This is a genomic window from Halorubrum gandharaense (assembly GCF_054654575.1).
On record NZ_BAAIET010000002.1, the window covers coordinates 1,171,613 to 1,196,613 of the forward strand.

21 protein-coding genes, 2 tRNA genes and 1 pseudogene are annotated in these 25,001 nt (G+C 68.8%); 11 read left to right on the forward strand and 13 right to left on the reverse strand.

What is annotated here, in order from left to right:
- Positions 1-4: 4 nt before the first annotated feature.
- The 3 genes from ACYQ07_RS14945 to ACYQ07_RS14955 all read right to left on the reverse strand — a co-directional run bounded on the left by ACYQ07_RS14945 (position 5) and on the right by ACYQ07_RS14955 (position 1,194).
- Positions 5-532 (reverse strand): 30S ribosomal protein S4, encoded by a 528-nt coding sequence (locus ACYQ07_RS14945; RefSeq protein ID WP_459882931.1) that lies wholly within the window; start codon positions 530-532, stop codon positions 5-7.
- On the reverse strand, positions 529-1,050 hold the full coding sequence (locus ACYQ07_RS14950) for a 30S ribosomal protein S13 (protein ID WP_459882933.1): 522 nt from the start codon (positions 1,048-1,050) through the stop codon (positions 529-531). Before ACYQ07_RS14950 ends, ACYQ07_RS14945 begins: the two co-directional genes overlap by 4 nt.
- Before the next feature lie 58 nt (positions 1,051-1,108).
- Positions 1,109-1,194 (reverse strand) — tRNA-Ser (locus tag ACYQ07_RS14955).
- Between the two features lie 270 nt (positions 1,195-1,464).
- On the opposite strand from ACYQ07_RS14955, the gene ACYQ07_RS14960 reads away from it, so the two are divergent.
- Complete coding sequence (locus tag ACYQ07_RS14960) at positions 1,465-1,638, forward strand: hypothetical protein (RefSeq protein WP_459882935.1); 174 nt, start codon at positions 1,465-1,467, stop codon at positions 1,636-1,638.
- Positions 1,639-1,651: 13 nt separating this feature from the next.
- Here ACYQ07_RS14960 and moaA read toward each other — a convergent pair whose 3' ends face one another.
- The 5 genes from moaA to ACYQ07_RS14985 all read right to left on the reverse strand — a co-directional run bounded on the left by moaA (position 1,652) and on the right by ACYQ07_RS14985 (position 5,482).
- Positions 1,652-2,668, reverse strand: coding sequence for a GTP 3',8-cyclase MoaA (gene moaA, locus ACYQ07_RS14965; RefSeq protein ID WP_459882937.1), 1,017 nt, complete (start codon positions 2,666-2,668; stop codon positions 1,652-1,654).
- 128 nt (positions 2,669-2,796) lie between these two features.
- A complete protein-coding gene (locus ACYQ07_RS14970; RefSeq protein WP_459882939.1) occupies positions 2,797-3,495 on the reverse strand; it encodes a TenA family protein in 699 nt (232 codons plus the stop codon).
- Positions 3,492-4,151 (reverse strand): thiaminase II, encoded by a 660-nt coding sequence (gene tenA / locus ACYQ07_RS14975; RefSeq protein ID WP_459882940.1) that lies wholly within the window; start codon positions 4,149-4,151, stop codon positions 3,492-3,494. Before tenA ends, ACYQ07_RS14970 begins: the two co-directional genes overlap by 4 nt.
- A gap of 45 nt (positions 4,152-4,196) precedes the next feature.
- The gene (locus ACYQ07_RS14980; protein ID WP_459882942.1) at positions 4,197-4,976 is read right to left on the reverse strand and encodes an MBL fold metallo-hydrolase; all 780 of its coding nucleotides are present in this window, start codon (positions 4,974-4,976) and stop codon (positions 4,197-4,199) included.
- An 80-nt stretch (positions 4,977-5,056) separates the two neighbouring features.
- The gene (locus tag ACYQ07_RS14985; RefSeq protein WP_459882943.1) at positions 5,057-5,482 is read right to left on the reverse strand and encodes a universal stress protein; all 426 of its coding nucleotides are present in this window, start codon (positions 5,480-5,482) and stop codon (positions 5,057-5,059) included.
- 150 nt (positions 5,483-5,632) lie between these two features.
- On the opposite strand from ACYQ07_RS14985, the pseudogene ACYQ07_RS14990 reads away from it, so the two are divergent.
- The 6 genes and pseudogenes from ACYQ07_RS14990 to ACYQ07_RS15015 form a co-directional block, all read left to right on the forward strand.
- Positions 5,633-6,007 (forward strand): annotated as a pseudogene (locus ACYQ07_RS14990) (PAS domain-containing protein); the annotation flags it as partial.
- Positions 6,005-7,867: a PAS domain-containing sensor histidine kinase gene (locus ACYQ07_RS14995; RefSeq protein WP_459883067.1), complete on the forward strand. Its 1,863-nt coding sequence runs from the start codon at positions 6,005-6,007 to the stop codon at positions 7,865-7,867. The pseudogene ACYQ07_RS14990 and the gene ACYQ07_RS14995, both read left to right, overlap by 3 nt.
- Positions 7,868-7,927: 60 nt before the next feature.
- On the forward strand, positions 7,928-10,024 hold the full coding sequence (locus tag ACYQ07_RS15000; protein ID WP_459882945.1) for a PD-(D/E)XK nuclease family protein: 2,097 nt from the start codon (positions 7,928-7,930) through the stop codon (positions 10,022-10,024).
- Complete coding sequence (locus ACYQ07_RS15005) at positions 10,021-13,701, forward strand: UvrD-helicase domain-containing protein (RefSeq protein ID WP_459882946.1); 3,681 nt, start codon at positions 10,021-10,023, stop codon at positions 13,699-13,701. Before ACYQ07_RS15000 ends, ACYQ07_RS15005 begins: the two co-directional genes overlap by 4 nt.
- Before the next feature lie 41 nt (positions 13,702-13,742).
- Entirely contained in the window at positions 13,743-14,111 is a 369-nt protein-coding gene (locus ACYQ07_RS15010) for a thioredoxin family protein (protein WP_459882947.1), read from the forward strand.
- A 62-nt stretch (positions 14,112-14,173) separates the two neighbouring features.
- Positions 14,174-16,132 (forward strand): heavy metal translocating P-type ATPase, encoded by a 1,959-nt coding sequence (locus ACYQ07_RS15015; protein ID WP_459882948.1) that lies wholly within the window; start codon positions 14,174-14,176, stop codon positions 16,130-16,132.
- A 35-nt stretch (positions 16,133-16,167) separates the two neighbouring features.
- On the opposite strand, the gene ACYQ07_RS15020 is transcribed toward ACYQ07_RS15015, so the two are convergent.
- A complete protein-coding gene (locus ACYQ07_RS15020) occupies positions 16,168-16,734 on the reverse strand; it encodes a class I SAM-dependent methyltransferase (protein ID WP_459882949.1) in 567 nt (188 codons plus the stop codon).
- Between the two features lie 89 nt (positions 16,735-16,823).
- The gene (locus tag ACYQ07_RS15025; protein WP_459882950.1) at positions 16,824-17,657 is read right to left on the reverse strand and encodes an SDR family NAD(P)-dependent oxidoreductase; all 834 of its coding nucleotides are present in this window, start codon (positions 17,655-17,657) and stop codon (positions 16,824-16,826) included.
- Between the two features lie 334 nt (positions 17,658-17,991).
- On the opposite strand from ACYQ07_RS15025, the gene ACYQ07_RS15030 reads away from it, so the two are divergent.
- Positions 17,992-19,176 (forward strand): multicopper oxidase domain-containing protein, encoded by a 1,185-nt coding sequence (locus tag ACYQ07_RS15030; RefSeq protein WP_459882951.1) that lies wholly within the window; start codon positions 17,992-17,994, stop codon positions 19,174-19,176.
- 51 nt (positions 19,177-19,227) lie between these two features.
- On the opposite strand, the gene ACYQ07_RS15035 is transcribed toward ACYQ07_RS15030, so the two are convergent.
- From ACYQ07_RS15035 to ACYQ07_RS15045, 3 genes are all read right to left on the reverse strand, one after another.
- Positions 19,228-20,175, reverse strand: coding sequence for an alpha/beta hydrolase (locus ACYQ07_RS15035; protein WP_459882952.1), 948 nt, complete (start codon positions 20,173-20,175; stop codon positions 19,228-19,230).
- A gap of 91 nt (positions 20,176-20,266) precedes the next feature.
- Positions 20,267-20,341: transfer RNA gene (locus tag ACYQ07_RS15040), tRNA-Glu, on the reverse strand.
- A 151-nt stretch (positions 20,342-20,492) separates the two neighbouring features.
- Positions 20,493-21,644, reverse strand: a complete 1,152-nt coding sequence (locus ACYQ07_RS15045; protein ID WP_459882953.1) for a metal-dependent hydrolase family protein — start codon at positions 21,642-21,644, stop codon at positions 20,493-20,495.
- 148 nt (positions 21,645-21,792) lie between these two features.
- On the opposite strand from ACYQ07_RS15045, the gene ACYQ07_RS15050 reads away from it, so the two are divergent.
- The 3 genes from ACYQ07_RS15050 (at position 21,793) to ACYQ07_RS15060 (ending at position 24,893) form a co-directional block, all read left to right on the forward strand.
- Positions 21,793-22,707: a hypothetical protein gene (locus ACYQ07_RS15050; RefSeq protein ID WP_459882954.1), complete on the forward strand. Its 915-nt coding sequence runs from the start codon at positions 21,793-21,795 to the stop codon at positions 22,705-22,707.
- 708 nt (positions 22,708-23,415) lie between these two features.
- Positions 23,416-24,048 carry a vitamin K epoxide reductase family protein gene (locus ACYQ07_RS15055; protein WP_459882955.1) on the forward strand — a complete coding sequence of 211 codons (633 nt, stop codon included), beginning with the start codon at positions 23,416-23,418 and terminating at the stop codon, positions 24,046-24,048.
- Between the two features lie 56 nt (positions 24,049-24,104).
- A complete protein-coding gene (locus ACYQ07_RS15060) occupies positions 24,105-24,893 on the forward strand; it encodes an Lrp/AsnC family transcriptional regulator (protein ID WP_459882956.1) in 789 nt (262 codons plus the stop codon).
- Positions 24,894-25,001: the final 108 nt, after the last annotated feature.

Sequence of the window (25,001 nt, forward strand, 5' to 3'; positions counted from 1 at the left end):
TTGGTTACTCCTGTGACTCCGCGCGTTCGGGGTGGAGGTCGTCGGCGAGCGGACTCGTCTCGTCGAAGGCGATCGTGCCCTCGTCGGACACGTCGACCTTGACGGAGGGACGAGTGACGCGCGCGCCGTCCATCGTCACGTGACCGTGAACGATGAACTGTCGTGCCTGCTGCGGCGAGGACGCGAGGCCCTGCCGGTACGCGACGGTCTGGAACCGTCGCTCAAGCAGGTCCGTCACGTCCAGCGACAGGACCGCCGAGATGTCGTCGTTGTCGCCGAGGATGCCGATGCGGCGGAGCCGTGCAACGAACTCCGAGCCGGCCTCCTGGGCGGCGTCGACGTCACCCTGCGCCTCGCCGAGGAGGCGTCGGGCCTCCCGGCGCATGTTGCGCAGTTCGGACTGTGCACGCCAGAACTCCTCTTTGTTGGCGAGGCCGTACCGCGAGAGAAGGTCGGACTCCTCGGCGATGCGCTCGCCCTGGTACGGGTGGTTCGGCGTCTCGTAACCCTTCGTGTTCTTTCCGGTGCTCATTCTTCCTCACCGCCCTCTTCGTCCGCCATCTCCTCGCGGATCTCCTCGACGTTGACGCCGATGGTCCCCTCGGTACGACCGGTGGACTTCGTGCGCTGTCCGCGGACCTTCTGGCCGCGCTTGTGTCGGATACCCTTGTACGATTCGATCAGTTTCATGCGGTTGATGTCGTGCCGGCGCTGCTCGGAGAGGTCCGTCCCGATCTGGTGGGACGTCTCTCCCGTGAAGAAGTCGTTCTGCCGGTTGACCATCCACGACGGGACGTGGTCCTCGAGGTTCTCGACGACGTCGACGACGGTTTCAATGTCGTCCTCGTCGAGCAGACCGAACGTGGACGTCCGGTCCACGTCGGCTTCCTCGGCGACCAGCCGCGCCGTGCGCGTGCCGATGCCGTTGAGTTCTGACAGGCTTCGCTCGACCGTCTTCGTCCCGTCGAGGTCCGCTCCCCCGATCCGGACGAAATACTGGAGGTCCTCATCCTCCTCCGGCGAGCCATCCTGTGGTTCTTCCGAGCTCATGTTGTTGGTTGTGGTGAGTCCTACCGGAAGCGGATCCGGCGGTTCTCTGTCGTTCGAGCGTTACGGCGGGGATTCGAACCCCGGAGGCAGTGACGCCACAGAGTTAGCAACCCTGCGCCTTGGGCCAGACTTGGCTACCGTAACCCGCGTTGTATCATCGCCCTCGTGGACTCGGGACCCGATCGCCCCTGCAGTTCGTGCATCCTGATCAACCGCGTTTCGGTACTTAAACGTCACGAAAGCCGCGGCCGGCTGTAAGGCGTTCACACGCCGGACGGCGCGGGGTCCGTTCGGAGCGGCTCCTGCCGGAGTTCCCGTATCGCCGTTGCTCGTCGACGGCCTGAAACTGCGGCCGCCGTCCGGAGCCCCTGATCGGCCACAAAGCTCGAAAAGGTGCCGCCCGAAGGCGGGAGTATGCCACCAGAATGTCCGGACTGTGGCGGCGACCTCGTCGTCGGCGCGGCCCACGAGCCCGCGGAGGGCGTCCACCGCGTCTACGAGTGCAACGCCTGTGGAACCATGTACGAACTCACGGACGTGACCGAGGATCGGCGGCCGCCGGAGGACCCGACGAAGAACGTCGACTGACGGTCCGCCGGCCTCAGTCGGCGGCCGAGGGCGTGCCGAGGTACTTCTCGTTGAACTCGTACTCGCCCTCGTCGTTCTCCACGAGGTACTCGCCGTAGTAGGGGACGCGCTCGGCGACGACCTGCTCGAACGCCTCCGCGATCTCCTCGCGGCTCATCTCGCCCATCGACTTCAGGTCGTCGTTGCGGTTGAGACAGCCCTTGAGGTACCCCTCGTGAGTGACGCGGACGCGGCCGCAGTTGGCACAGAAGTCGGCGTTCTCGACGGGGTCGACGATCTCGACCATGCCGCCCTCGGAGGCGTCGGTCGGGTCGTTGGTGCCGTCGCCGACGAAGTAGCGCCGGCGGTCGTGCATCTCGCGGTTCTCGATGTGGTCGGCCTGCTCCGCCAGCCAGTCGTGGACGCGCTGGATGTCGATGTTCCACTCGGGTTTGCCCGTCAGCTCCGGCATGTACTCGATCAGCTGGAGCTGGAGCCCCTCGTTTTCGGCGACGTGGTCGACCATCTCCTCGACGTAGCCGGCCGTATGGGTGAACACGACCATGTTGAGCTTCACCGGGTCGAGCCCGGCGTCGACCGCCGCGCGCACGCCCTCCAGCACCTGCTCGTAGGCGCCGGACTTGGTGACCTCCGCGAAGTCGTCGGGGTCGAGCGCGTCCTGTGAGACGTTGACGCGGTCGAGACCGGCGGCCTTCAGGTCCTCGGCGCGGCCGGGAAGGAACGTCCCGTTGGTCGTCATGGACACCTCCATCGAGTCGGGGGTACGCCGGATGATCTCCTCCAAGTCCTGCCGGAGCATCGGCTCGCCGCCGGTGAACTTCACCTTCTCGACGCCGTACCCCTCGACGACCTCGAGAAAGCGCACGACGTCGTCCGTGCTCATCTCGTCGTCGCCGGGCTCCATCGGGCCGCGCGTGTCTCCCAGCCCCTCGTTGTGACAGTAGATGCAGTCGAAGTTACAGCGGTCGGTGAGGGACACCCGAACCCCCGTCACCTCGCGCCCGAAGTCGTCCGCAAGTGGACCGCTCATGGACGAAGGGTGCCACTACGCGTGCTTAAATAGCAGGGTCGATCGTGGATCTCCGTAACTGCGAACCGTTACGTACGGCGATCCCCGGCGGGCCGGTTCGCCACCCACGGTGCGTCCCGCTGGCGCTCCTACCGCCCACGTGAGTCGTACGCCGCGTCGAAGAACGCGACCTCCAGCTCGACGGTGCGTGCGAACAGCTCCGTCACGCGCTCCTGCCGACGCTCGGAGAGCGTGGGCCCGACACGGTCGAGCTCGCTCCGCAGGAACCCCACGAAGTCGGCAAACGCCGGAATCGCGTGGAGCTCGATCCACTCGTCGTAGCGGGCGTTCGCCGGCCGGTCGTCGGCCTCCCGGGTCGCCCACTCCAGGTACACCCACTCGGCAGGAACGAGGACGGCAAGGGTCTCCGCGTAGCTCCCCTCGTGACGGGCCCGGCCGAGCAGGTCGCGAAACGCCGCCGTCGGTGGCGCAAGCTCGGGGTCGGTCCGGTCGGCGGGGGTCGCGCCGACGGCGTCGAACGCCCGCTCGAAGAAGTCGTTCTCCTCGGCGGTGAGCGTGTCGAGGAACTCGACGTACGGCCGGCGCGCGTCCATCGTGGGGGCGTCCGCGGCCGCCGCGGCGAACGCGGCCGTCAGGTCTCCCACGAACGCGTAGTCCTGCACGACGTACCGGCGAAAGACCGCCTCGTCGAGCGTTCCGTCACCGAACTCGTGAGTGAACCGGTGGTCGACCGCTGCGGTCCAGTCGTCCGCGACCGACTCCCGAAGGGCCGTCGTGAAGCGGTCGCCGTCGCTCGGATCGCTCGTCGTCTCGCCTCGGTCCGTCATTCGTCCCACTCCTCTTGGGTGTACGCCATCTCCCAGAAGGCGAGTTCGAGACGGGCGCTCGTGCGGAACGCCTCGTGCATCTCGTCGTGGTAGCCGGGGTAGCGCTCGGCGTAGTCGTCGACGAGCTCGCGGAGCGCGGCGGTCTCCGCCCGGAACTCCTCGCCGGTGTACGTTTCGATGAACGGCGTGTAGCGGTGCTCCTCCGTCGCGAGGTCGGCCATGTGGTCGGCCACGTCGAGGTAGCCCTGCATGCAGGGATAGAGCGCGGCGGCTGCGACCGGAACGGGGCGGTCGTACGCCGTGCGCACGAGGAAGCTCGTGTACGCCTCGCAGGTCGGGCGCTTCGTCGTGGCGGCGAGCTCCTCGGCCGTGACGCCGTACTCCGCGGCGAACGAGCGGTGGAGGTCGAGCTCGCCGTTGAGCACGGCGTCGGCCCCGCCGAGCAGCGTCGCCATCGCGTCCTCGTCGCGGGCCTTCGCGCCGGCGACGGCGAACGTCCGCGCGTAGTCGAAGAGGTACCGGTAGTCCTGTGCCAGCCAGCAGCGGAACGCCGCCTCGTCGAGGGTGCCGGCGGCCAACTCGGTGACGAACGGGTGGTCGAACTGCGCGGCCCACACGTCGGCGCCGTTGTCGAGCAGATCGTCGGTAAACGCCATACGCCGGCTCGCCGTTCGCTGATTATAAGTGTGTGGTATTAGTGTCTAATACCCTTCAAAAACGACCGTCAAGCCGTCGTGGGGGATTTTCACGTCCCCCTCGAACCCGGCCGCCTGCACGCTGTCGACCATCTCGGACTCCTTGCCGCGGGTGTGTGGGTAGAGGTGCGAGAGGTAGAGCGTGCCGGGATCCGAGCCGGCGAGCGCCTCCCCGAGGGTGGTCGGGTTCGGATGGTTGGAGACGTCGATCCCGTCCGGGAACGAGCAGTCGTGAACGAGCGCCTCGCTCCCCTCCGCGAAGCGGGCGAGGCCGGCGAACGCCTCGGTGTCGCCCGAAAGCGTGAGCGGTCCCTCCGACGCCGGCGTGTCGGCGTCCGCGGGGGCGAACCGGTAGGCGTGACACGTCGGCATCGAGTGACGCACTTCGCGGGCCGTCACGTCGAAGCCGCCGGCGGTGAACGGCTCCGCGTCGGACACCTCCCGCACGGCGAGGTCGACCCGGTCAACGAGGTAGTCGTGCATATCGAGGAGCCCGTCAATGAGCGCTTTCGTCCCCGGCGGGCCGACGACCTCCAGGTGCTCCTCGCCGGCGAGCCAGCGAGCCTTCAACAGGGGGAGCACGTCGGCCACGTGGTCGAGATGGAGATGCGTGAGCAGCACCGTCGAGACACCCTCATAGCCGGGTTCCGTCTCCGAGAGCCGGTTGAGCACGCCGCTCCCGCAGTCCACGAGGAGCGCGCGGTCGTCGTGCGTCAGCAGATAGCCGGCCTGCATCCGGTCGGGAACGGGCATGGCGCTCCCGGTGCCGAGAAACGTGAGTCGCATGGCCGGGCTTCGGGCGCGTCCGTCAAGAATCCGGCTACTCAGGCGTCGGTCGCCAAACAGGCGGTGTCCCGACCCGACGGCTACTTTATCAGGAACACCGGTACGCCGGCGTCGTCTGCCACCCGGTCGGAGACGGAGCCGAGCGCCCGGATCCGCTCTCTGGGGGATTTTCCCTCGGGCGCCATCACGATCACGTCGATCGCCTCCTCGTCGGCGTACGCGACGATCTCCTTATCAGGGGTGCCGTGACGAACGTCGGTGACGGCGTCCAGCCCGGCTGACTCGGCCCGCTTGCGGACCGCCTCGACGGCGTCCGCACCCTGTGTTTCGAGGTCGGCGACCACCTCGTCGTGGAGGTCGCCGGAGTTCGCCGTCGCGATCCGGCGGTCCACCACGTACAGCGCGTGGACGGTCGCGTCGTGGTCGCTCGCGAGCCGAAGCGCGTGGTCGAGCGCGCGGTCGACCGCGTCGCTTCCGTCAGTCGGCACGAGGACGGCGTCGTACATGGTCGACGTTTGCACCCCGACCCTCAAAAGGGTCCCTCCGGTCGGGGGGTGGTCGTCGGACGCGGCGTCGGAGAAATAACGAACAGCGTCCCTCGACCCGGTTCAGGCGTCGCGGACAGGTTTTATGGCATCCGGTCCGCACTCACGAACATGACCAACACACCGGACTCGTCGACGGATGCGGCCGCGTTCGGTGAGGATGCCGGGACCGGCCCCGCAAGCGAGCGGTTCCGGTCGCTCGCCGACCTCGTCGACGGCGGCGTGTTTCTGCTGGACGGCGACGGGCGGTTCCTTGAGGTCTCCGAGGGGTTCCGCGAGCGGACCGACTACGATCCCGGCGAGCTCGCGGGCGAGCCGTCCACCACGGTGTTCCCGGATGCCGGCGACCGACTCCCCTCCACCGCCAGCGACGCGGCCGACGACGGTGAGGCGGGACGTGGCGTGGAGACGACGCTGCAGCTGGCGGACGGCGAGCGGGTGACGGCGGTCGTCCGCCAGTCGCCGCTCGACAGCGACGCCGACATGGAGGAAACCGTCGGCGTCGTCGATCGGCTGTCCCCGGAGACGGGACAAACGGGCAGCCGGAACGCGGTTGCAGAGACCAAAGCCGAGTTCGAGTCGCTGGTCGATGCCGTCGAGGAGTACGCCATCTTCCGACTCGACCCCGACGGGACCGTGATCAGCTGGAACGAGGGGGCGGCCGAGATCAAGGGGTACGAGCCGGCGGAGATCCTCGGCCGGAGCTTCGAGACGTTCTACACCGATGCGGACCGCGAAGCCGGCATTCCGGAGGGGAACCTCGGCATGGCCGACGCGCGCGGCTCCTTCAGGGACGAGGGGTGGCGGCTCCGGAAGGACGGCACCCGATTCCGGGCGAACGTCACGATCACGCCGGTCTACGACGACGACGGCACCCACCGCGGCTATCTCAAGGTGACGCGGGACATGACCGACCGCTACGAGCGCGAGCGCGAGCTCGAGGACGAGCTCCAGCGCATCCTCGGCCGGGTCTCGGACGGATTCTACGCGCTCGACGAGTCGTGGGCATTCACTCACGCCAACGAGCGCGCCGAACGCCTTCTCGGACGCAGCGGCGGCGAACTCCTCGGGCGCTCGATCTGGGACGCGTTCACGGAGCTTCGCGGAACGGCGTTCGAGGAGCGGTTCCGCACGGCGATGACCGACCAGGAGCAGACGACGTTCGAGGCGTACTACCCGCCGAGCGACGTCTGGCTGGAGACCCACGCGTACCCCTCCGAGACGGGCCTGTCCGTCTACTTCCGCGACATCACCGAGCGCCGCCGGCGCCAGCGCGAGTTAGAGGAGAGCCAGCGCCGATACCGGGCGCTCGTCGACAACTTCCCGAACGGCGCCGTCGCACTGTTCGACGCGGATCTGCGATACACCGTCGCCGGCGGCGAGCTGTTCGAGGAGCTCGCCGTCGACGGCGACGACCTCGTCGGCGAGCACGTCGGCGGGAATCACGCTGCGGCACTGTTCGCCGACCACACGGACCGGTTCCACGCGGCGCTCGACGGGGAGCCGAGCAGGTTCGAGGTGTCCCTCTCCACCCACGAGCTCGTCGTCCACACCCTCCCGCTGCGGGACGCCGACGGCGACGTCCACACGGGGATGGTGATGGCACAGGACATCACCGAACGCGAGGAGTACGAGCGAAAACTGGAGGCCACCAACGAGCGGCTCGAAACCTCCAACGAGCGGCTGGAAAAGTTCGCGTACGCGGCCTCACACGACCTCCGTGAGCCGCTTCGGATGGTGTCGAGCTACCTCCAGCTGATCGAGCAGCGCTACGCCGACGAGCTCGACGAGGACGGGGAGGAGTTCATCGAGTTCGCCGTCGACGGCGCCGACCGGATGAGCGACATGATCGAGGCGCTGTTGCAGTACTCCCGGGTCGAGACGCGTGGCGACTCGTTCGAGCCGACCGACCTGAACGAGCTGGTCGAGGAAGTCCGCGCCGACCTCAGACTGCGCCTCGGGGAAGCGGACGCGACGATTACCGTCGACGATCTCCCCGCAGTCCGGGCAGACCCGGACCAGCTCCGGCAGGTGTTCCAGAACCTGATCGACAACGGGGTCGAGTACAGCGGCGATGCGCCGCCCTCGATGCACGTCTCGGCCGAGCGCGCCGGCGACCGGGTCGTGGTCGCGGTCGCCGACGAGGGGATCGGGATCGGCGAGGACGGCCAGGAGCGCGTGTTCGACGTGTTCGAGCGGCTCCACACCCGTGACGAGCATCCGGGAACGGGGATCGGGCTAGCGCTCTGCCGACGAATCATCGAACGGCACAACGGAGAGATGTGGGTGGACTCCGAGCCCGGGGCGGGCGCGACGTTCTCGTTTACTCTGCCGGCGGCGGAGTGACCAGTTTCGGTCCGCGGCGACACCTTATCACCGGGTGGGCACTATCCGTCGGTGACACCAATGGCCTCCTCCACCCCGGAGCCGCGCGCCGACGGACCGCCGATTACGGTCCACGTCGGCGATGACGACGCACTCCTGCAGGACGCGCGCCGAGCGCAGTCTCCCGATCACCTGATCGTCACGCCCGTCGACCTCCACCAGCGGAACATCGAGCGTCGGCTTCGGGAGGCCGCCCGCCCGAAGAGCAGTCTGGCATTCGCCCGGATCCGTGACGTCGCCGAGCGCGTTGCGACCGCCGGCGACCTGCCCGACTCCGGGCTCGACCGCGTCGACCGGCTGGCGCTGATCCGCGAGGCGCTTGCCGACGCGCCCGACGACCGATACGCCGACCTCGCCGCCGTGCTCGGCGAGCCGCTTGCCAACCACGTCGAGAGCCTGGAGCGGACCAGAAGCGAACTCGAGCTGGTGACGGGGTTCAAGCAGCGACACATGGCGGCGTTCGAGGCCGCACTGGCGGAGACTCACGGCCCCGTTCACGACGACACGCTCGACCTGCTCGACGGCGTGGCTCGGCTCCACGACGACCTCCGGGAACGCCTCGCCGGCGCGGCGCAGGACGGTGCATCGGCTCCGGACGACGAGGTGGCGCCGGACAACGAGGCCACCCAGACGGTTTCCGAGACGGGATTGCTCGCGCGCGCATCGGACGCGATCGCGGACGACCCCGACCTCTGGACCGAGAGCTACCCCGACATCGAGCGGCTCTCGGTGGCGGGCGCGAGCATGCTGACGGCCCCGCTGGAGCGGTTCTGTCGCGTGGTCGCCCGGGAGACCGCCGTCGATGTTCACCTACACCTCCGTCCGGCCAGCGGTCCGGCCATCGCCGAGACTCTCGGTGCGGAGGCTACCGCCGGCGATCCGCTCGACCGCGTGGCGTCCCCGCCCGCGGTCGAGGTCGTCGCCCGAACCAGACAGGAGGAGGCACGCGCCGCGGTCGCGACCGTCGCCGGGCTCGTCGACCGCGGCGTCTCGCCGAGCGACATCGCGATCACCGCCGTCGACGTCGACCCCTATGAGGACGCGCTGACGCGAGCAGCCCGCCGGTACGGGATGACGCTCGCGGTGTGGACGCCGCTGCGGCTGAAGCGAACGGAGCCCTACCGGCTGTTGGCGAGCACGGTCGACGCGCTTCGTGCGCGTGACGCCGCGAACGGGGTCACGGCGGAGACGCTCGCCGAGCCGCTCCGGTTCGGCTGGGTGCCGGCGGACGGCGGACGGGGACCGGTCGACCCCGCGGCGGTCGACGCCCTCGTCCGCGACCACCCGGACGCAGCGTACACCCTCACCGACTGGCGGACGGCGGTCGCCGAGAGTGCACTCGACACCGGCGACACGCAGGCGTGGATGGCGTACTGCAACTGGCTGGACGCGCAGCCGTCCCGGCCGTCGCCCGAGGCGGTTCGCGAGACGCTCGTTCCCCTGCTCGACGGCTACGAGGCCGCCGTGCTCCCCGACCCCTCGGACGGAGCGGTGGTGAGCCGGGTGGCAGAGACGGTTCGCGGGTTCGACCGGACCGAAGAGCTGCTTCGCATGACCGGCCGGCGGTACGACAAGTGGCTCGACTACGGGCGCGCCGACCGGCGCTGGGACGACGTTGCCGGGCTCCTCGACGCGTTCGCCTCGACTGTCCCCGGTCGGCGGGAGCTGCCGACCGCGGCGGCGGTCGACGTGGTGTCGGCCAACGACCTCTGGGCGCTCGAAGTCCCGTACGTCGTGGCGGTCGGGCTGGTCGACAGCGAGTGGCCACGAACGCCGGCGTCCGCGGTCCCCTCCGCGGCCCGCGCTGCGACGGTGAGACGGGGCGGAGACGACGATGAGGGAACGCCGGAGCCGACCGGTCCCGCGATCCGGCCCCATTCCACGTGGACCACGGCTCGGGACCACGACCACTTCGTTGCCGCGGTCGACGCGGCGACCCAGTTGCTCGTCGCCACCCGCTACGCGGAGGACGGCGACGGCGTCGAACGGCGCCCATCCCGGTTCCTCGCGGATCTCGAAACGACGCCGGTCGAGGGTACAGCACGCGACGATCTCGTCGGTGACCCGACGGCGCTGCCCGCAGCCATCGCGGAACACGTCACGGGGGATGAGCGATGAGCCAGGAGAACCGCGAGGGGGGGCCCGGAAGCGACGACCGCGAGATTCCCGAGCTGGACCCTCATCAGCGCCGCGCGGTCGAGGCGTATCTCGGGATGGACAGCGGGTTGGTGACGCTCGCAAGCGTTCCCGGCGCCGGCAAGTCCACCGTCGCCGGCAAGGCGGTCGCCGCGGAGCTGCTCGAACGGACGGCCGCCGGCGACCCGCGCCCCCACGAACGGCTGGTGTCGGCGTCGTTCTCGCGCGAGGACGCCTCCGACATCGTCCCCGACGTTATCGCGTGGATCGAGACATTGTACGAACGCGGGGAGGCGCCGCCGGAGGTGGATCGCGCGGCCGTCGACCGGCTGGCCGACCAGCTCCGGGAGGCGCCCCGGATCGGCACCGTCGACAGTGTGCTCCGCTCCGTCTTCGGTGAGGTGGCGACGAGCGTCGGCTTCGGCCGCATGCCGACCGTGGGAAACGCCGCGCTGATCCGGCGCGTTCACGCGGACACCTTCGAGGCAGTCGCCGACGACTTTCCGGCCCGGATCGAGCGACTCCGGGAGGCGTACCCGGACGGCGAGTGGGACGACGGCGTCGACGACATGCTCCGGGCGGCGTTCCGGTTCACGCGCCGCCACGACCTCTCGATGGACGCCTTCGAGTCACGAGTCCGCGCGGCGGTCGAGCGCAACTTCGGGGGCGAAGAAGGGAGCGAGGGTGGCAAAGAGGGCAACGAGGGCGGCGAGCCGTCGTCGTTCGACGACCTGCTCGCGGACGTCCAGCGCTATCGAGGCGCCCCCCGTGCGGAGCGCGTCGCCGAGGAGTCGTCGGCCGACGAACGCGAGGCGCTCGTTGCCGCGGACCGGCGGATCTACCGCGAGTGGACGGGAATCGTCGGCACGTTCCGGACGGTGCTGGAGCGGTACGTCTCGCGCTACGACGCCCACTGCACGGAGCGCGGCGTGGTGTCGCACCTCGACTGCGCCTACTGGGTGGATCGCTTTTTTACCCACGAGAGTCACGAGGGACCGCGCCGGCGCCGGCTGCTCGCGCGCTACCACGACGAGATCGAGAGCGCGGTCGTCGACGAGGCACAGGACGTGAGCCGGATCCAACACGACGCGCTCGCGCACCTGATCGACGCCGACACGCGGGTGCTGCTCGCCGGCGACGTGCAGCAGTGCATCTACCAGTGGCGCGACGCGACCCCGGAGCTGTTCGGGCGAGCGATCGCCGACGGCGAGTACTTCGGCCGGGTCTGGGAGCCGCGGACCAACGAGACCGCTGACCGCAACTACCGGTCCCGACCGGGGATCGTCCGGCTCGCCAACGCGGTCGCCGAGCGCACGCTGAACCACCCGGAGCGCGGTGGGCTCGGCGACGTGGACGCGGCGACGCCGTCGCTGCACGCCAAACGCGATGCGGGGGAGGGGCCGTCCGTCCACGTCGCGGCGTTCGACGGCGACGGTGAGCCCGGCTCGAAAAACTGGGTGGACCCCGAGCTCGGCGGCAGGGAGGCGCCGGTCGTCGCCAACTACGTCGCGGGTGCGCTGGCGGACGGCCGGTTCGGTGGGGGCGAGAGGGACGACGGGAGGGACGAGGCCGACGACAGTGGCGACGGCGACCAACCGAGTATCACCGTCCTGTTCGCCAACCGGACACACATGGACGCGTACGCGACCTGCTTCGAGAACCGCGGGTTCACGGTGGCAAACGCCAGCGCGCACCTGTTTGCCTCGCAGTCCGTCCGAGCGGTCGTCGACACCGTAAGATGGCTGGTTGACCCGTCCGATCCGGCCCGAACGCGGACGCTGATCACGGGATCCGCGCTCGCCGGCGTCACGCCGAACCCGTACGCCGACGACTACGAGGGATTCGACTCGGCGCTCAACGTGCTTCGGGAGGTCGATTGGTCGGTGTCGGATGCCGCCGGCGCCGACGGACTCGACTCGGGCTGTGCGACGGTCCTCGCCGGGCTATCCGACCTGCAGGCGGACGCCCGCCGGCTCGCCACGGAGCCGGCCGCGGTCGTCGTCCGCGAAGTGGTCGACCGGCTGCGGCTCGAAGCCGACCCGCTGGAGATCGACCCTGACACCGACCAGCCACAGCGCGTCGCCACGCTCGACGCGCTGGTCGCACTGGTCGGGGAGTGGGAGGGTGACGACCGCTACGACAACGCGGAGCTCTGCACGCTGTTCGAGCCGTTCCTCGAACGCCCGCAGCGTGGCCCCACCCAACCCGTAGCCGACCCCGACGCGGTCGACGTGGTGTTCCGGACCATCCACTCGATGAAGGGCGATCAGGACGACGTGGTGGTGTTGGCCGACGCCGCCACTCGCATCGGGCCGGACGCGCACAACACCGACCGGTTCGTGGCCGCCGGCGCGGACCCCGCCCTCGCACCGCCCGTCTCGGCGGTGGAGGGGGCCCCAAATCTGCCGGCCGTCTCCGGCGGACTGTACGCGCCGGATGCAGACGTTCCGCGTCGGTCGGGTCCGAACGCTGCCGGCCTCCGGTGGCGGCCCGAGTACTGGCTCGCGGGGGATGCGAGCGAGGGCGAGGACGACCCCCACGAGGTGCTGGTGGGACCACCCGTCCGCCGCGAGGCGGCCGCCGCCGACCGGGCGGAGTCCTGGCGGACGCTCCACGTCGCGCTCACGCGCGCGTCGGATCACCTCGTCATCCCCCTCCCGCGGGACGACGACCGACTCCGCGGTCGGGACCACTGGGCGGCGGTGCTGTACGACGTACTCGGCAGTGACGCCGTCACGGGCAACGGCATCTCGACCGTCGACCTCCCTGACGGCGACGGGACGCTTCAGCCGACTCGCGTCGCGGTGAATGGTGTCACGCTCGGGGCCGTTCTCGGGATGGACGACACGGACCGCCCGACGCCGCCACCGCGTGGGCCGGATCCGGCGCCGTCGACCGACGTGTTGGGCGAGGCGTGGCTGCCGCGCTTCGTCGGCCCCAGCACGCTTGCTCCGCTGGTCGAGGACCCCGCCTCCGCGCTAGTGCCGTTCCTGCGCGGGCGGGAGGTCCACACCGTCAGCGAGTCAGTCGACGACGGGCTCCCGCTGTCGTTCGACCGCGTCCGGACGGAGACGGTCGGCACGCTCGTTCACGACCTCGTCGCCGCGCTCGCCGACGGGGAGTGTTCCGCGGCGGAGCTGGACGGGGACCGCGGGCGACGGATCGCGGACGAACTGCTGGAGCGGGCGGTGCCGGATGGGGTCGGCGACACGGAGCGTGAGGGGCTTCGGACGTTCCTCCACGAGTGGGTGCTTCCCGACCTCGCGACCTCCGCGCTCTGGTCGCGGGTCGAGCGCGCGGAGACGGTGTACACGGACGAGCCGCTCCAAGCAGTGACCCGGATCGCGGGCGTCGAACTGGAAGTGCAGGGAGAAGCCGACCTGCTGCTCGCGATGCCGGACGGGAGCTGGGCAGTCGAGGACGTGAAGGCCGCGCTCGCCGAGCCGACGCCGGCGCAACGCCGACGATACCGGATGCAGGTCGACGTGTACGCCTGGACGCTCACCCGGCAGCTCGACGAAGCAGCGACTGGCAGTGACATCGCGGGGGAGCCGCAAGTCGTCCCCCGAGTGACCACGGTCGGCGTGTCCGCCGAGGAGTACGGCCCGGACCCGACGGCAGGGTCGTGGCGCGAGGCGGTCCGTGGAATGGCGGAGTGAGCGGGAGGCTTACCCCGCCGGCGGCCGTCGGATCGGACGTAATGACCGAGACACAAACCGGCGACCCACCCACCCAGCGAGTCGCCGCGCACGACGACGCCGGCGACCTCGACGCGTTCGTGGCGGACGCGCCGGTGGCGCTGGTGGAGTTCTACACCAACGGGTGCGGCCTCTGTGAGAGCATGGACCCGGTGCTCTCGAACCTGACCCGCGCGCTCGACGACCTCGCGGTGGCGACGGTGAACCCGCGGGACGACCCGCCCCTTATCGAGCGGTTCGACGTGCGGAGCGTCCCGCTGCTCGTCCTGTTCGTGGACGGCGAGCCGGTGGCCCGAATCGCGGACGGGTTCGTCGGCGGCGACGAGCTGACGGCGTGGGTGCGTGAGCACGCTCCCGCCGGCGCGCTGTAACGGAAATACCAGTCCTCCAGGCCGACGCGAACCCTTATTCGCCGCCGAGCGAAACGGCTGGCATGGATGCGGAATCGGCCGACGACGATCCGACGTTCGACCGCGATCTGGTTCGCCGGCAGGCGCTGTACGTCGCGCTCACCTTCACCGGGATGCTCGTCGGGCTCGTCGGCGGGTGGCTCGACGCACCCGACACGGTCGTCTGGGGCGGCTACGCCGTCGCGTACGCGTTTGGTGGCTGGTACGGGCTGGTCGGCAGCGTTCGTGCCCTGCGCGCGCGCACCGTCGAGATCGACCTCCTGATGGTCACGGCGGCGCTCGGCGCGCTGATTATCGGGGCTCCCTTCGAGGGAGCGCTGTTGTTGTTCCTGTTCTCGCTGTCGGGCGTGTTAGAGGAGTACGCGATCGGCCGGTCGCGGACGGCGATCAAGTCGCTGGTCGAAATGCGCCCGGACGCCGCCGACGTGCTCCGAAACGGCACTGAAGTGACGGTGCCGATCGACGAGGTCGAGGTCGGGGACGTGTACGTCGTCCGTCCGGGCGACAGCCTGCCGCTCGACGGCGAGGTCGTCGCCGGCGAGAGCACGGTCGACCAGTCCTCGCTCACCGGCGAGTCCGTCCCGGTCGCGAAAGCGCCCGGCGACGAGGTGTTCGGCGGGACCATCAACGAGACGGGGAGCCTCGAGATTCGGGTCACGCGCGAGGCAACCGAGTCCGCCATTTCCCGGCTGATCCACATGGTCGAGGAGGCACAGGACAAGCAGGCGCCGACCCAGCAGCTGATCGACCGCTACGAGCAGCCGTACGTGCTCGGCGTGTTCGCGATGACGGCTATCGCCGTCGCGCTCCCCATCGTCCTGCTGGATCACGCGTTCGACCCGACCTTCTACCGGGCGATGACGCTCATGGTTGCCGCCTCGCCGTGTGCGGTGATCATCTCCACGCCGGCGGCCGTCCTCTCGGCCATCTCCGCCGGCGGCCGGCAGGGAGTGCTGTTCAAGGGTGGCGAGCACATCGAAACCGCGGGCAGCGTCGACGCCGTCGCGTTCGACAAGACGGGGACGCTCACGGAGGGGAACACGCGGCTAACCGACGTGGCGAGTCGGCAGGATGCCACCTTCGACGACGAGGCGGTGACGGACGACACGCTCTTGACGGTCGCGGCCGCGGTCCAGTCGCGCTCGGAACACCATTTGGCCGAGGCGACCGTCGAGGCGGCCGCCGAGCGCTCGCTGTCGCTCCCCGCGGTGACCGGCTTCGACGCCGTCGTCGGGAAGGGCGTCCACGCCGACGTGGAGGGGCGGACCATCCACATCGGAAACACCCGCTACTTCGAGAGTTACACCACCGAGCAGGCGATTTCGGGATACGATGATGGTCTCGACGCCGTCCGCGAACACGAAGCCGAGGGGAAAACGAGCGTGTTCGTCGTGGGTGAGAGGGACGGCGAGATGACCGTGCTCGGCTGGCTCGCCTACGCGGACACCGTCCGCGAGGACGCCGCGGAGACCGTCGCCGCGCTTCGGGAAACCGGCGTCGAGAAGGTCGTGATGCTCACCGGTGACAACGAGCGCGTCGCCCGCCACGTGGCCGACGAGGTCGGCATCGACGCGGTGTACGCCGAGCTCCTCCCCGAGGAGAAAGTCGAGCACGTGGAGGCGCTGAAGGAGCGACATCGTGGCGTCGCGATGGTTGGCGACGGCGTCAACGACGCGCCGGCGCTCGCGACCGCCGACATCAGCATCGGCATGGGTGGCGCGGGGACGGACGTCGCCCTCGAAACGGCCGATATCGTGTTGATGTCCGACAAACTCGGCCGGCTCCCGTACGCGTTCGCGCTCAGCCGCGAGACGCGCCGGACGCTGTACATCAACTTCGCCATCGCGTTCGGCGCCATCGCGATCATGATCGTGGCGATCCTCACGGCGGGCATCCCGCTGCCGCTCGCGGTCATCGGCCACGAGGGGTCGACCGTGCTCGTCAGCCTGATCGGGCTCCGGTTGCTCGGCTTCGAGGGGTGATCGGGTAAGCTGGCCGACGCAGTCGCCACCCGCGTCTACGGCGCTTCCGCGACGATGACGAACGTTTCGCGTCGCAGCGACGCGGACTCGATCGTGAAGCCGGCCCCGCGCATCGCCGTCGCGGCCTCCGCCGACGTGAATCGCTCCTCGACCGTGGGGCCGTCGGCGCCATCGCCGTCGCGCGCCCAGTCCACGGTGACCAGCCGGCCACCGGGTGCGAGCACCCGTGCGAGCTCGGCGAGTGTGGCCGGCGTCGCGAACTCGTGGTACGTCATCGTGGAGAAGGCGGCGTCGAGCGCGTCGTCCTCGAAGGGGAGATCCTCGATGCCGCTCGTCACGAGCGTCACGTTCTCCGGGACGCCCTTCTCACGGTACAGGTCGTGCATCTCGGACTGGATGTCGACGCCGTACACCTGCGCCGCGTAGGGGGCCACGTCGTCGGTGTAGAATCCCGTTCCGCTCCCGAGATCGGCGACGGTGGCGTCGGCCTCGCGTTCCGGGAGGTCGAGCGCGGCGACGAGCTCCTCGCGCGAGCAGAAGCGGTAGCGTCCCGGGTCCTCGAGCCGGTCCGCTTTCGCGACGTCGAAGGTGTGAAAGGCCATACGGGGTGTTCGTGGGAGACGACGAGAACGTTCCTCGTGTTAGTCGGGTGTCGGCTGGATCGGGGTCGGAGCCTCCAGTCTCGAACGGGTCAGTCCGCCGTCTGCCCGCCGTCGACCGGGAGCACCTGTCCGGTGATGTAGGAGGCGTCCGTCGAGGCAAGAAACGCGATCGCGCCGGCGATCTCCTCGGGATCGCCGAGCCGCCCCATCGGCGTTTTGGCGTGTTTGTCGATGATGCCGCCCGAGAGCCAGTTCAGCACGCGGCCCGAGACGCCCTTTCCCGCGGTGGCGCCGTCCGGGAGCAGGTCAAGGAACCAGTCGGGCGTCTCCTCGGCTCCCTGCGGCTTGATGTCGGTTTTCGTCGGCCCGGGCGCGACGGCGTTGATCCGCACGTCGCGGTCGGCGTACTCCAGCGCCGTCGAGCGGGTGAGGCCGACCACGCCGTGTTTGCTCGCGGAGTAGCCCGAGAGCGCGGGCATCCCGACCAGTCCCGCGACGGAGGCGACGTTGACGACCGCGCCGCCGCCGTCCGCCAGTTCCGGGAGTTCGGCCCGCATGCAGTTGCGAACTCCTGTGAGGTTGATGTCGAGAACGCGCTCCCAGTCGTCGTCCGTGATCTCCTCCATCTCGACCAACTGCGTGATGATCCCGGCGTTGTTCACGGCGATGTCGAGCCCGCCGTACGTCTCGACGGCGGCCTCGACCATGGCGGCGGCCGCATCCGGGTCCGACACGTCCGTCTCGACGAACGAGGCGTCTCCGCCGGCCGAGCGGATCGCCCGGACCGTCTCGGTGCCCGCCTCTCGGTCGACGTCCGCGACGACGACGCTCGCGCCCTCATCCGCGAGGCGCATCGCCGTCGCCTTGCCGATCCCCTTCGATCCGCCGGTAACCACCGCGACCGCGCCATCTATGCCGTTCATGATGCAGTCACCCACTCACGCAGTCACCATAGGTGTCACGCCGGGGTCGTATCGATAGGTGTCCCGGCGAGTCCCGGTCGGCTCCGGCCGCGCCCGCCGCTGGACGTGTTCGCCGGGAACCGTTCAAGTGCCATGATGTCGTGTCACCACCACACGACGCAATCCCAAGTAGGTTGTTCCCGTTCTCGACTCCCCCTTCGTTTATAAGCAACCTCTTCCACCGAGCAGTCACTTATAAGTGAGTATTTAATGACCTGAACGTGTTCAGATGGTCCCTCGCAAAGTGAGAGTCGAAGAGGCACTTAGCGCCCTCCGGAGGCGATGTTCAGTCGTAATGTCCAACGACTCCAACGGCGGACGACGGTTGACTTCGCGGCGAAGCTTCCTCTCGGCGGTGGCGACGGCGGGCGCCGTCGGCCTCGCGGGCTGTGGCGCTCCACGCTCCGACGACGGCGGGAGCGCGGCCGCCGAGAGCGAGCCGGCCGCTCCCGTGGAGGACTGGTCGCCGAGCGACTCCACCGACGTCGAGACCGACTACCGGTACACGGCGCCGCCCGAAGTCGTCGACCTGGACGAAACGGACGGCGAGGTGACGCTCTCGACGGAGCCGTGTCGCCACCAACTGCTCGGTGAGGAGACGCAGGGCGGCCCCTGGGAACTCCCCGAGGTGTGGGGGTGGAAGACGGCCGACGGCGAGCCGAGCGTCCCGGGCCCCATCCTCCGTGTCACCGAGGGGACGGAGATGGCGATCACCTACGACAACACCAACCACTCGCGACCACACACGTTCCACGTTCACGCGCTGGAGAAGAGCTGGATGGACGACGGCGCGCCGACGACCACCGGACGGCAGGTCGCTCCCGGGGAGGAGCAGACGTACGACATCGTCGCCGACGTGCCCGGCACGCACCTCTACCACTGCCACTTCCAGACGCAGAACCACCTCGACCTGGGGATGTACGGCATCCTCCGCGTCGATCCGGTCGACTACGAGCCGCCGGATAAGGAGTTCTTCATGACGATCAAAGACTGGGACACGCGGCTGTCGGCGTCGACCGCCGGCGGCGACGTGTCGTTCAGCCACCGCGACCGAAATCCCGACGTGTTCACGGTCAACGGGCGTGCGGCGCCGTACACGCTCCACCCGGAAGCCGGCTCGCCGATGGTCGTTGAGGAGGGCGACCGCGTGCGGGTCCACCTGACCAACAACGGCTACGAGGCCCACTCGATGCACACGCACAACCACCGGTTCGAGCTAGTCGAGAAGGACGGCGGCATGATCCCGCCCGAGCAGCGACACAAGGAGGACGTGATTCCGCTGTCGCCCGCCGAGCGCAAGACGATCGAGTTCACCGCCGACGCCGACCCCGGCATCTACGCGATGCACTGTCACAAGGTGAACCACGTGATGAACGGCGAGACGTACCCCGGCGGAATGCTCACCGGAATCGTCTACGAGTCCGCCGTCGACACCGAGCAGTTCGCCGACCTCATGGCGGGCGCCGGCTTCGACGGCTGATCGACGCCGGACGATTCCGGAGTGTGGGTGTGGTGACGTGGAGTGGTCACTTCACTCGGACACGCCAGCACCGTCGAGCGCCGCAGCAAGGTCGTCGCCGAGCACGGCCGCGAGCTCCTGCGCGCGGTCGACCTCCGACATCGTCGCGAATCCGTGAACCATGTCGTCGTAGTTCTCATAGCGGGTGGGGACCCCCGCACGGTCGAGTCGCTCGGCGTACGCCCGCCCGCCGTCGCGAAGTGGATCGAACCCGGCGGTGACGACGGTCGCGGGTGCGACCTTGGAGAGGTCCGCCGCGTTCATGGGGTCGGCGTACGGGTTTCGCCGGTGGATCTCGCTGCCGTAGTAGCAGTTCTGGAACCAGCGCAAGTCCGCTTCCGAGAGGACGATGCCGGCATGCTCCTGCACCGACGGCTGGTTTTCGTCGACGCCGACCGCAGGATAGACTAACGCCTGATACTCGATCTTCGGTCCGTCGCGCTCGGCGGCCATGAGCGAGACGACGGCCGCAAGCGTCCCGCCGGCGGAGTCGCCGGCGACCGCAAGCGAGCCGTCACCTCCCAGCGAATCGGTGTTTGCCGCCGCCCACTCCGTCACGGCATACGCGTCCTCGACGGCTGCGGGGAACGGATGCTCCGGTGCGAGACGATACTCCACGGAGAGGACGCCACACCCGCTTTCGCGCGTAAGCTGTCGACACAGCCGGTCGTGGGTGTCGACGTTGCCGAGCACGAAGCCGCCGCCGTGGAAGAACACGACCGTCGGAACCGGTCGGTTGGCCTCGGGAAGATAGAGGCGGGCGTCGAGGTCGCCGTCCGCGCCCGGTACCGTGCCGTCAACCGTTTGACCGACGGCGGGCGCGTTCCGGTTCTCGATCCGGGCCGAGAGTCGGCTCACGGGGCGGAGCAGTTTGAGGGCGAGGCGGTTATGAGGTAGGGTGATCCGGCTTTGGCGGCGCACTGCTGCCGCGGCCTGCGGGTGTATCTCGTCGGCCTCCATGCGCCGGCGTTCGCCGGCGACGGCCAAAGACCTCCGGGTGGTCGACCGGAGACCGGCGACTCTCCGGAAGGAAACTCGCGAAAGGAAGAAATGCTCCAGCTGGGATTTGAACCCAGGTCATTGCCGTGAGAGGGCAATATGATTGGCCGGACTACACCACCAGAGCGTTCGTCCGCGTCCTGCTTGACGCATTTCTGCGTATGGTGTTGCTAATTAAAACGGTGTCGCTTTGGGTGCGCCGTGGGTGGGTCTGACGTAGCCCGCAGTGGGCGACGGCGCCGGCGCAAACGAGATCGGACGGCGACCGACCGGTCGGGTCAGACCACCTGATCGCCGTCAACGAAGACGGCCTCCGGGTCGCGCCATGCGCTCGCGTTTTCGTTGGGATCGTCCTCGAGGACGACCAGGTCCGCACGGTACCCCTCCGTGACCCGTCCGGCGTTCTCGAAGCCGACGAGCTCGGCGGCGGTGACCGTCGCGGCCTCCAGCGCCTCCGCCGGCGTGAGCCCGTATTCGACCATGTACTCCATCTCCTGGGGGATGTCCGAGAAGTGGTTGAACGGGGTCCCGGCGTCCGTCCCCATCGCGATCGTCACGCTGGCGTCGAGGGCGTGCTCCCAGGCGGTCTCAAAGCGGTCGGCGGCGTCCTCCGCCTTTCGGACGGCGTCCTCCGGGATGCCCGATTCGACGCCGTTGTCGACGATGCCGTGGAGCGCGCTCGCGGTCGGCACCCAGTAGGTACCCTTCTCGGCCATCAGCTCGGCAGCTTCGCGGTCCATGAACGTCCCGTGTTCGATGCTGGTGATCCCGGCACGAACGGCGTTTTTGATCCCCTCCTCGCCGTGGGCGTGTGCCGCCGTCGGCGTGTCCGTGGGCGCCGCGGCGTCGGTGAACGCCTCCAGTTCGGCGGGGGTGAGCTCGGGTGCCCCGGTCACGGCGCCCTCGGTGAGCACGCCGCCGGTCGCCATCGTTTTGAGCACGTCGGCGCCGGCCTTCAGCTGTTCGCGTGCCGCCTTCCGGACTTCGTCAGGGCCGTCGGCCTCGCGGCCGAACCAGTTGCCGTGGCCGCCGGTCATGATCACGTTGCGCCCGCAGGCGGCGACGCGAGGGCCGACAAGGGTTCCCTCCTCGATCGCGTCGCGTGCGTCGAGCGCGAGGGTGTCCCGAGCGCCGAGGTCCCGGACGCCGGTCACGCCGGCCTCGACCGCCTCGCGCAGATGTTCGGTCGCACGGTAGCTCGCGGTGAAGTCGGACTCGGCGACCGCCGTCGACACGTCGGCGCGGCCGTCCATCATCAGGTGGACGTGTGAGTCGATCAGGCCGGGTGCGACGACCTTGCCGCCCACGTCCGTCCGTTCGGTGCCGCGCCCCACGTCGCCGACGGCGACGATCTCGCCGTCTTCGATCGCCACGTCAGCCTTCCTGGTTCCGTCAACGTCCGCAATGCGCCCGCCGGTAAGTACGTGCATACGGAGTCAGGGACGCGAGACGGGGTAAAACGTTGGGAGGCGGAAGTGTAGCTGACTCGTCGAGCCCGCGGATCGTCGTCCGGGGTGGTAACGGGACAGCCAGTTCGACGGGGAAATCTTCATTGGGTTGTACACGAATAGCACACACATGGTGGCGCAGCCTCCCGCGACCGGCGACCGGCTCCGGACGGCGGCCCGCAAACGCGGTGTTTCGGTCGACGACTCGGCGAACGGCGGCGGCGATGCCGGGCACGATGGCGGCGTCGAGGTCTCCCGGATTCCCCCCGACCACGATCAGGACACGTTCGCGGTCGAGGGGCTCGACACGAAACGCGACGAGCGGCTGCTGGAGGCGGTGTTGGCCGATCACGACGGCGTGAGTGCGGCGTCGGCGACGCATCGGAACGGAACCGTTCGGGTCCATCACGCCGCGGATGTCGACCGCGAGACGCTGCGCGCGGAGCTCGCGTCGCTCGGACTGGTCGTCGCACCGGGCGACGACGCGTTCGAGACCAGACGCGCCGGCCAGTTCGCGAACGCTCGGGTGGCGGTCGCGGTGTTGTTCGGGCTGATGGTGGCCGTCCCCTACATTGGCGTCCTGTATCCCACACGCGTGGAGTGGCTGTTCTACGACCCCGCGACCGTGGCGTACCTGCAGGGTCTGCTCGCCTCCTCGGTGGCGACACACTTCTACGTCAATCTCGCGGCGCTGTCCGGGGTGGCGTTCCTGATAGCGTGCGGCCCGACCATCGGTCGCGCTCGCCGAGCGCTCGCGGATCGGCGGCTCACCCGCGAGGTCGGCTTCGTCGCCGGCGTCGTCGTCGTCCACGCGTACAGCTCGCTGGCCGCGTTCACCGCGTTCGGCGGTGCAGTCCACTACGACCTCGTGGCGTACGCGGTCGTCGCGGTGACCCTGTACGGCCACTTCGTCGCCTCCCCATCCCCGATGGAGACCGGCACGGTCGCCGGCGTTGCAGCGTCCGCCGTCGACGAGGAGCCGGCTGGGACGGCAGGGTCCGGTGCTGACGATGACGCGGTTGCGCTGACCGACGGCGGCCGGTGAGATCGTGGCGTTTCGGACACTGCGCTTTTTGGCCAACACTGGTCGCGGTGGAGGAGATTCCCGCAACTGTGGACACGGGTGAGGGGTGTATCAGCGGGGCATCGGCGAAGTTGTGAGCGGGTTGTCGGGTGTGTTTGAATGGCGGAGTCCTGGTGCTGTGCTGGTGAGAACCGCCTGTGACACCGCTGATGGCACCTGATAAGCAGTTAGTGGAGCGAGTCCGCCGGCGAACAGCTCCAGCGCCTCAGCCGGCTTCGGTCGCGGGGTTCGGACGCGGGGTTCGGACGCGGGGTTCGGACAACGGTCCGGCTCGCGCTGGTTCCCGCCTGCGGCGGGAACGGCTGCCCCGTTGTGTCCCACCCGCCCCACCCCGCACGGCACCGCAACCTCAGCCCTCCCCAGCCTCGGTCGCCGGCGGCCGCGGGACCGCTCCGCGGCCGCCGGCGACCTCCCTCGCGCGCGTTCCTCGCGCGCGCCGACCGCAGTCCGAATTTAACGGGGAGCAGCGGTCCATCCATGGTCGTTCGTTCGCGATCACCGATGACGCCGGTTGCAATACCCAGTCCCAGTATCGCTCTTCGAGAGCCTTGTAGACGACAACCAGCTGAAAGCGTGCCATCTGCGGGGATTTCAATGGAGCCGTAGTGGTCCTCTATATTGTATGTATTGCACAATTCTTTAATATCTCATGTGCGTATTGGTAGCTGTATGGCAGTGCAATCCGCAACTACGACGACGTTCGATGAAGGTTGGGAGTACGGAGAAATAACGAGCAAGCTGCTCGGGATGTTCACGGCTGTTGCGGTCGTCGGATGGTTGGTGACGGTGTTGCTGACCGCCATCCATTTGTTTGCAATTCCTGCAATACCGGATGGCGCGCCGGTGCAGGGAAGCATCGAGGTGATCACGAGCCAGTGGGCGTACGTGTTCGGCATCCCGCTCGCGACGCTGGGCGGGTTCTACTACCTCACGACCATCGGGCTCGCGCTCTGGTGGTTCGACACGCGACACCCACTGATCCTGAAGATCCTGACGCCGATCACCGCAACCGGCGTGCTGTTCTCGGCGTCCTTCGTCTACCTCCAGTTGGGCGTCATCGGGGCGATCTGTCCGTTCTGTATGGTGTCCGCGGGCGCGACCGTCGTGCTGTTCGCGCTCGAACTGGCCGCCCTCTCGACGAGCTCGACGCCGGCGCTCTCGGCGATGGTCGGTGACCTTCGTCCGCTGGTGGCCCGAACCAACCTCGCCGGCGTGCTCGTTCCGGTGGCGCTCGGCGTCGTGACGCTCGTCGGCCTCTTCGTGGTCCCGCTGTTGCCGCTGCCCGAGGTCGTCCCGTTTTAAACGGGTCTCATTTCCTGTAGCCTTATTCGACAGGGGTGCGAACTACCGCTAACTGAATGAGCAACCCCGACGGCGACGACTACCGGCTCGACGACATCGACAGACGGATCATCCACGCGCTGATGGACGATGCCCGGAACACGTCCGCACCGATGGTGGCCGAGACGGTCAACGTCTCACCGGGGACGATCCGCAACCGGATCGACCGGCTAGAACAACACGGTGTTATCCGTGGCTACACGGCGCAAGTGGACTTCGCTCGCGCCGCCGACAAGCTCACGTACCTCTACGTCTGTACGGTGGCGCCCGCGGAACTCTCGGCGGTCGTCCGCGAAGTGCGCTCCATTCCGGGTGTCACGAACGTCCGAGAGCTACTCGGCGGGAACGAAAACCTCCACGTCACTGCCGTGGGTGACGACAGTCGGGACCACGACCGGATCGTCGCCGCGCTCGTCGAGTCCGGCGCGTCGGTCGTCGACGAGCGGCTCATTCGTGAGGAGTTCGACGAGCCGTACACCCCGTTCGGTCTCGACGAGGATTCGCCGGCGTGGGAGCCCGCGGACTTCGTGAGCCTCGCCGGTGGCGCCAACATCGTCGAGGTAACCGTCGCCGAGGGCGCGCCGGCGGCGGGACGCTCCCTCGCGGAGGCGGCTCAAACCGACCTCCTCGACGACGAGGCGCTTGTGGTCGCCATCGAGCGCGACGGCGTCGTGTTGACACCGCGCGGTGATACCGTATTCCAACCGGACGACGTGGTCACCCTGCTCTCACGTGGAAACGAGCTGGACCGCACGCTGACGGCCTTCAGCGAAAAGCGGTCGGCGCAGTCATCGACCCACGACTGAGGTCGTGGGCTTCCGACTCGAATACGTGTGACATCGGTGGACGCTCGCCGACAGGGAGGGTCATTCACCCGCCCAGAGATCAGTTAGCAGTAGAGGAACCATAATATT

Excerpts from the sequence above, each read along its gene's own strand:
- ACYQ07_RS14945 (WP_459882931.1), bottom strand. The coding sequence starts at position 532 with ATGAGCACCGGAAAGAACACGAAGGGTTACGAGACGCCGAACCACCCG.
- ACYQ07_RS14950 (WP_459882933.1), bottom strand. The coding sequence starts at position 1,050 with ATGAGCTCGGAAGAACCACAGGATGGCTCGCCGGAGGAGGATGAGGAC.
- ACYQ07_RS14960 (WP_459882935.1), top strand. The coding sequence starts at position 1,465 with ATGCCACCAGAATGTCCGGACTGTGGCGGCGACCTCGTCGTCGGCGCG.
- moaA (WP_459882937.1), bottom strand. The coding sequence starts at position 2,668 with ATGAGCGGTCCACTTGCGGACGACTTCGGGCGCGAGGTGACGGGGGTT.
- ACYQ07_RS14970 (WP_459882939.1), bottom strand. The coding sequence starts at position 3,495 with ATGACGGACCGAGGCGAGACGACGAGCGATCCGAGCGACGGCGACCGC.
- tenA (WP_459882940.1), bottom strand. The coding sequence starts at position 4,151 with ATGGCGTTTACCGACGATCTGCTCGACAACGGCGCCGACGTGTGGGCC.
- ACYQ07_RS14980 (WP_459882942.1), bottom strand. The coding sequence starts at position 4,976 with ATGCGACTCACGTTTCTCGGCACCGGGAGCGCCATGCCCGTTCCCGAC.
- ACYQ07_RS14985 (WP_459882943.1), bottom strand. The coding sequence starts at position 5,482 with ATGTACGACGCCGTCCTCGTGCCGACTGACGGAAGCGACGCGGTCGAC.
- ACYQ07_RS14995 (WP_459883067.1), top strand. The coding sequence starts at position 6,005 with ATGGAGGAAACCGTCGGCGTCGTCGATCGGCTGTCCCCGGAGACGGGA.
- ACYQ07_RS15000 (WP_459882945.1), top strand. The coding sequence starts at position 7,928 with ATGGCCTCCTCCACCCCGGAGCCGCGCGCCGACGGACCGCCGATTACG.
- ACYQ07_RS15005 (WP_459882946.1), top strand. The coding sequence starts at position 10,021 with ATGAGCCAGGAGAACCGCGAGGGGGGGCCCGGAAGCGACGACCGCGAG.
- ACYQ07_RS15010 (WP_459882947.1), top strand. The coding sequence starts at position 13,743 with ATGACCGAGACACAAACCGGCGACCCACCCACCCAGCGAGTCGCCGCG.
- ACYQ07_RS15015 (WP_459882948.1), top strand. The coding sequence starts at position 14,174 with ATGGATGCGGAATCGGCCGACGACGATCCGACGTTCGACCGCGATCTG.
- ACYQ07_RS15020 (WP_459882949.1), bottom strand. The coding sequence starts at position 16,734 with ATGGCCTTTCACACCTTCGACGTCGCGAAAGCGGACCGGCTCGAGGAC.
- ACYQ07_RS15025 (WP_459882950.1), bottom strand. The coding sequence starts at position 17,657 with ATGAACGGCATAGATGGCGCGGTCGCGGTGGTTACCGGCGGATCGAAG.
- ACYQ07_RS15030 (WP_459882951.1), top strand. The coding sequence starts at position 17,992 with ATGTCCAACGACTCCAACGGCGGACGACGGTTGACTTCGCGGCGAAGC.
- ACYQ07_RS15035 (WP_459882952.1), bottom strand. The coding sequence starts at position 20,175 with ATGGAGGCCGACGAGATACACCCGCAGGCCGCGGCAGCAGTGCGCCGC.
- ACYQ07_RS15045 (WP_459882953.1), bottom strand. The coding sequence starts at position 21,644 with ATGCACGTACTTACCGGCGGGCGCATTGCGGACGTTGACGGAACCAGG.
- ACYQ07_RS15050 (WP_459882954.1), top strand. The coding sequence starts at position 21,793 with ATGGTGGCGCAGCCTCCCGCGACCGGCGACCGGCTCCGGACGGCGGCC.
- ACYQ07_RS15055 (WP_459882955.1), top strand. The coding sequence starts at position 23,416 with ATGGCAGTGCAATCCGCAACTACGACGACGTTCGATGAAGGTTGGGAG.
- ACYQ07_RS15060 (WP_459882956.1), top strand. The coding sequence starts at position 24,105 with ATGAGCAACCCCGACGGCGACGACTACCGGCTCGACGACATCGACAGA.